The sequence below is a fragment of the Microcystis sp. LE19-131.1A genome (assembly GCF_027532015.1).
GTDB lineage: Bacteria > Cyanobacteriota > Cyanobacteriia > Cyanobacteriales > Microcystaceae > Microcystis > Microcystis ichthyoblabe_A.
In genome coordinates this window covers 1-3,888 of the sequence record NZ_JAPZSS010000286.1, presented here as the reverse complement: position 1 = coordinate 3,888, position 3,888 = coordinate 1, and the positions used below count along the sequence as shown (strand labels likewise).

General features: G+C 42.9%; 1 protein-coding gene and 1 pseudogene. Both read right to left on the bottom strand.

All coding sequences use genetic code 11. The annotated features are described in order from the left end of the window. Positions 1–421: 421 nt before the first annotated feature. Positions 422–3,040, bottom strand: a complete 2,619-nt coding sequence (gene clpB, locus O9323_RS20220; RefSeq protein ID WP_069474593.1) for an ATP-dependent chaperone ClpB — start codon at positions 3,038–3,040, stop codon at positions 422–424. A 301-nt stretch (positions 3,041–3,341) separates the two neighbouring features. Continuing rightward, positions 3,342–3,491, bottom strand: a pseudogene (locus O9323_RS22975) (ssr2422 family thylakoid membrane protein); the annotation flags it as partial. Between the last annotated feature and the right edge of the window lie 397 nt (positions 3,492–3,888).

Below are 3,888 nucleotides of genomic sequence, written 5' to 3'. Positions count from 1 at the left end.
CAAGCTTTTCTGGTCGGAACCCCCTAAGCCGAGTTTTCAAGGTGCTGCGCCGTCCACTTGGTTTTCGAGACTGGCCTTTTAATTCTAACGTAAAGCCAACCTAGAACGGCGGGGTTTCAGACCCAAAATTTCCGATGATCGCTGCCTGTAAACTGAAAGAGGCCAATATCACGATCTAGGGTTTGCTGAAAAAGTCCCCAGGGGGAATTTAGGAGCCACACAGTTGGCAAAATGGTAGTTTCGTGGCTTAGTTTCTCAATTTCATCTGGCGAGCGCTTTGCGTTCGCCTCTGGAAAGTGCAAGGTTTTAAAGTCCCTCGGATCGATTTCTCAACGTTTGTCTCTGGGACTTTTTTGACTAAAAAAGTCCCAAAACCGTTTTCTAGTAAGGCTTCTAGTAATTTTCAGCCAACCCTACTTAATTAAGCAGTTACTACCGGGGAAGCTAACCGTTTAAAGGTCAATCTTTCATCGGCCACATCGACAAAAATCGTGTCTCCCCCTTTAAATTCGCCGCGCAGAATTGCCTTAGCGATCGGAGTTTCCACATATCTTTGTACTGCCCGTTTTAGGGGTCGCGCACCGTACACTGGATCGTAACCAATTTCTGCTAGATAATCGAGGGCAATATCGGCAAGTTTCAGGGCTAATTTTTGTTCCATCAAGCGATCACTGAGATTGGCTGTCTGTAGTTTGACAATCGATCGCAGTTGCGCTTTTTGTAAACTATGGAAAATGATCGTTTCATCGATACGATTGAGGAATTCGGGACGGAAACTATTCCGCATTGCTTCCATCACTCGTGCCTGCATTTCCTCGTAACGAGACTCATCACCAGCCACGTCTAAAATGTATTGAGAACCGATATTACTGGTCATAATAATGATGGTATTTTTGAAATCAACCAGATGACCTTGAGAGTCGGTTAAGCGCCCATCGTCAAGGATTTGTAACATAACGTTAAAAACGTCGGGATGGGCTTTTTCAATCTCATCAAAGAGGATGACAGAGTAGGGACGACGCCGGATTGCCTCGGTTAATTGGCCTCCTTCATCGTAGCCGACGTATCCCGGAGGCGCACCCATGAGACGGGAAACGCTGTGTTTTTCCATGTATTCCGACATATCGATGCGAACTAGAGCCTCTTCCGTGTCAAAGAGATTGCGTGCTAGAGCTTTCGCTAATTCTGTCTTACCAACACCCGTCGGACCGAGAAAAATAAAGCTGGCCGTGGGACGGTTGGGATCTGATAAACCAGCGCGGGAACGTTGAATCGCTTCGGCTACGGCTGTGACTGCTTCTTCTTGACCGATGACACTTTCGTGTAATTCGTCCTCCAAATTGAGGAGTTTTTCTTTTTCCGATTCGATTAATTTATTGAGAGGAATTCCCGTCCATTTCGAGATAATTTCGGCGATATCCGATTCGAGAACTTCTTCCCTTAATAAACTTTTGCCGGTGGTTTGTTTGTCGGCCAATTGAGTTTCTAGGGCGGACATTTGCCGCTGCAGATCGGTTAATTTTCCGAACTTTAATTCGGCGGCCCGATTATAATCATAATCTCGTTCGGCCTGTTGAATTTCTAGATTAACTTGTTCGATCGCTTCTTTAACTCCACGAACTCTATCGATAATCTCTTTTTCTCCTTGCCATTGGGCATTTAATCCCGATTGTTCTTCCTTGAGGTTAGCCAGTTCTTTTTCTAACTTTTCTAACCGTTCTCGCGAAGCTGGATCGTACTCCCGTTGTAGGGAAAGTCTTTCCATTTCTAACTGGAGAATTTTGCGATCAATTTCATCGAGTTCTTCCGGTTTAGAAGTGATTTCCATTTTCAATTTGGCCGCCGCTTCATCAACTAAATCAATGGCCTTATCGGGCAAAAAGCGATCGCTAATATAACGATTAGAAAGCAGTGCCGCTGCCACTAAAGCATTATCAGCAATTTTTACGCCATGATGCACCTCATAACGTTCTTTAAGACCGCGAAGAATCGAAATAGTATCGACCACATTTGGTTCATCTACTAAAACCTCTTGGAAGCGTCTTTCTAACGCCGCATCTTTTTCGATATATTTGCGGTATTCATCGAGGGTAGTGGCCCCAATACAACGCAATTCACCCCGGGCTAACATTGGTTTTAATAAATTGCCCGCATCCATTGCCCCTTGAGTGGCTCCCGCACCGACAACGGTATGAATTTCGTCAATAAACATGATGATATTGCCTTGGGAATCGGTGACTTCCTTGAGGACAGCTTTTAATCTTTCCTCAAACTCTCCGCGATATTTTGCTCCCGCAATTAAGCCGCCTAAATCGAGAGAAATGAGAGTCCGATCTAAAAGAGATTCTGGCACATCGCGGTTAATAATCCGCTGGGCTAATCCTTCGACAATGGCGGTTTTTCCTACTCCCGGTTCCCCGATTAAAACCGGGTTATTTTTAGTCCGACGCGAGAGAATCTGAATCGTGCGACGGATTTCGTCATCTCGTCCAATTACTGGGTCTAATTTACCTTCCCGTGCCAATTGGGTTAGATCCCGTCCGTATTTTTCTAGGGCTTCGTATTTGCCTTCTGGATTCTGATCGGTCACTTTTTGACTACCTCTGACTTGTTGAATAATTTCTTTGAGTTTGTTTTCGGTAAGTCCGAATTCTTGAAAAATATTTTTCCCGAAGCGATCATCTTTAGCGTAACCTAAAATTAAATGCTCGATCGAGATAAAGTCATCTCCAAATTCTCGGCGATAATTTTCCGCTCGATCGAGTAAACTATCTAAACTACGACCTAAATAAATCGAGTCGCCGGGGTTAGAGATTTTCGGTTGACGACGGATAAAGTCATCGGTTCGATCCCGCAAACGGGCTAGACTAATATTAGCTTTACTAAAGACACTGCCCGCTAATCCCTCCTGTTCAAGAAGGGCTTTCATTAGATGTTCGCTTTCGATTTGTTGCTGGCTGTTCTGTTTGGCAATGTCCGGCGTTTTGACGATTGCCTCCCAAGCTTTTTCTGTAAATTGTTGTGGATTGGTTGGCTGCATTTTCTATAAGAGATTACTTTTATACTCTAGAGATTATTCTAGATTGACCAGTTCGTCGGCTCCTAGGGGCTTACCGTACCTAGTTAAGGGGGATTTCCCCTCAATGGTGCGATTTAAGCCGCTAAAGTTTCAAGTTTATAAGCTGTCAGGGATTTAAACTGCGTCTTGGAAATTTTAGTACAAATGTTCAAACTCTCAACCAAGCTAAAATCTTAATTATTGAAGATGTCCACTGATTACTAGAGTTCTTGCATAATTAATTTTGCTTAGGTACTTACTAAATCCGGTTATTAAAGACTGATTATTTATTCCTCCTCTTGCCTATCCTGATATGTAGCCTATACTCAACGGATTTAGTATTACCTAGCACAGTTGAGACAATCACAGTTACAGTAGCGGCTGCAATTAAGCTAAATGCTAACTGAACTACCCATTGTGTAGCTTTTTGATAGTTATCGAATTTTTAGTTAAATTGCTCAAGTTACTTTTTTAATTCTCGTAACTCAGTGAGTATCTGTTGTTGGTTGTCTTGAGTATCCTCAGTTGTCAATGTCATGGGAAATTCAAGGGTTTGTACTGTTTGCTATTTCAGATCATAATCTATCTTGATTGATAACCCACGATGATTAAAGTTAGCGGTGCGTTACACTACGTTAACGCACCCTACAAAATCGGCGTGCTGCTACGCAGTGCCTTCGGCATCGCAATTTTTCGATAATAATCGCATAACGCACGATTTCTATTCCTCAATTATTTGATTTAATTTTTCCTTGAAAATCGTTTCTATTTCTTTATAGGACATCGTTTGAGGTGCGGGATAGTTAAACCCGTCTTTTTTTCGGCTTAAT

What these genes read in the sequence shown, in the direction of transcription:
- clpB (WP_069474593.1), bottom strand. Translation starts at nt 3,040, where the DNA reads ATGCAGCCAACCAATCCACAACAATTTACAGAAAAAGCTTGGGAGGCA.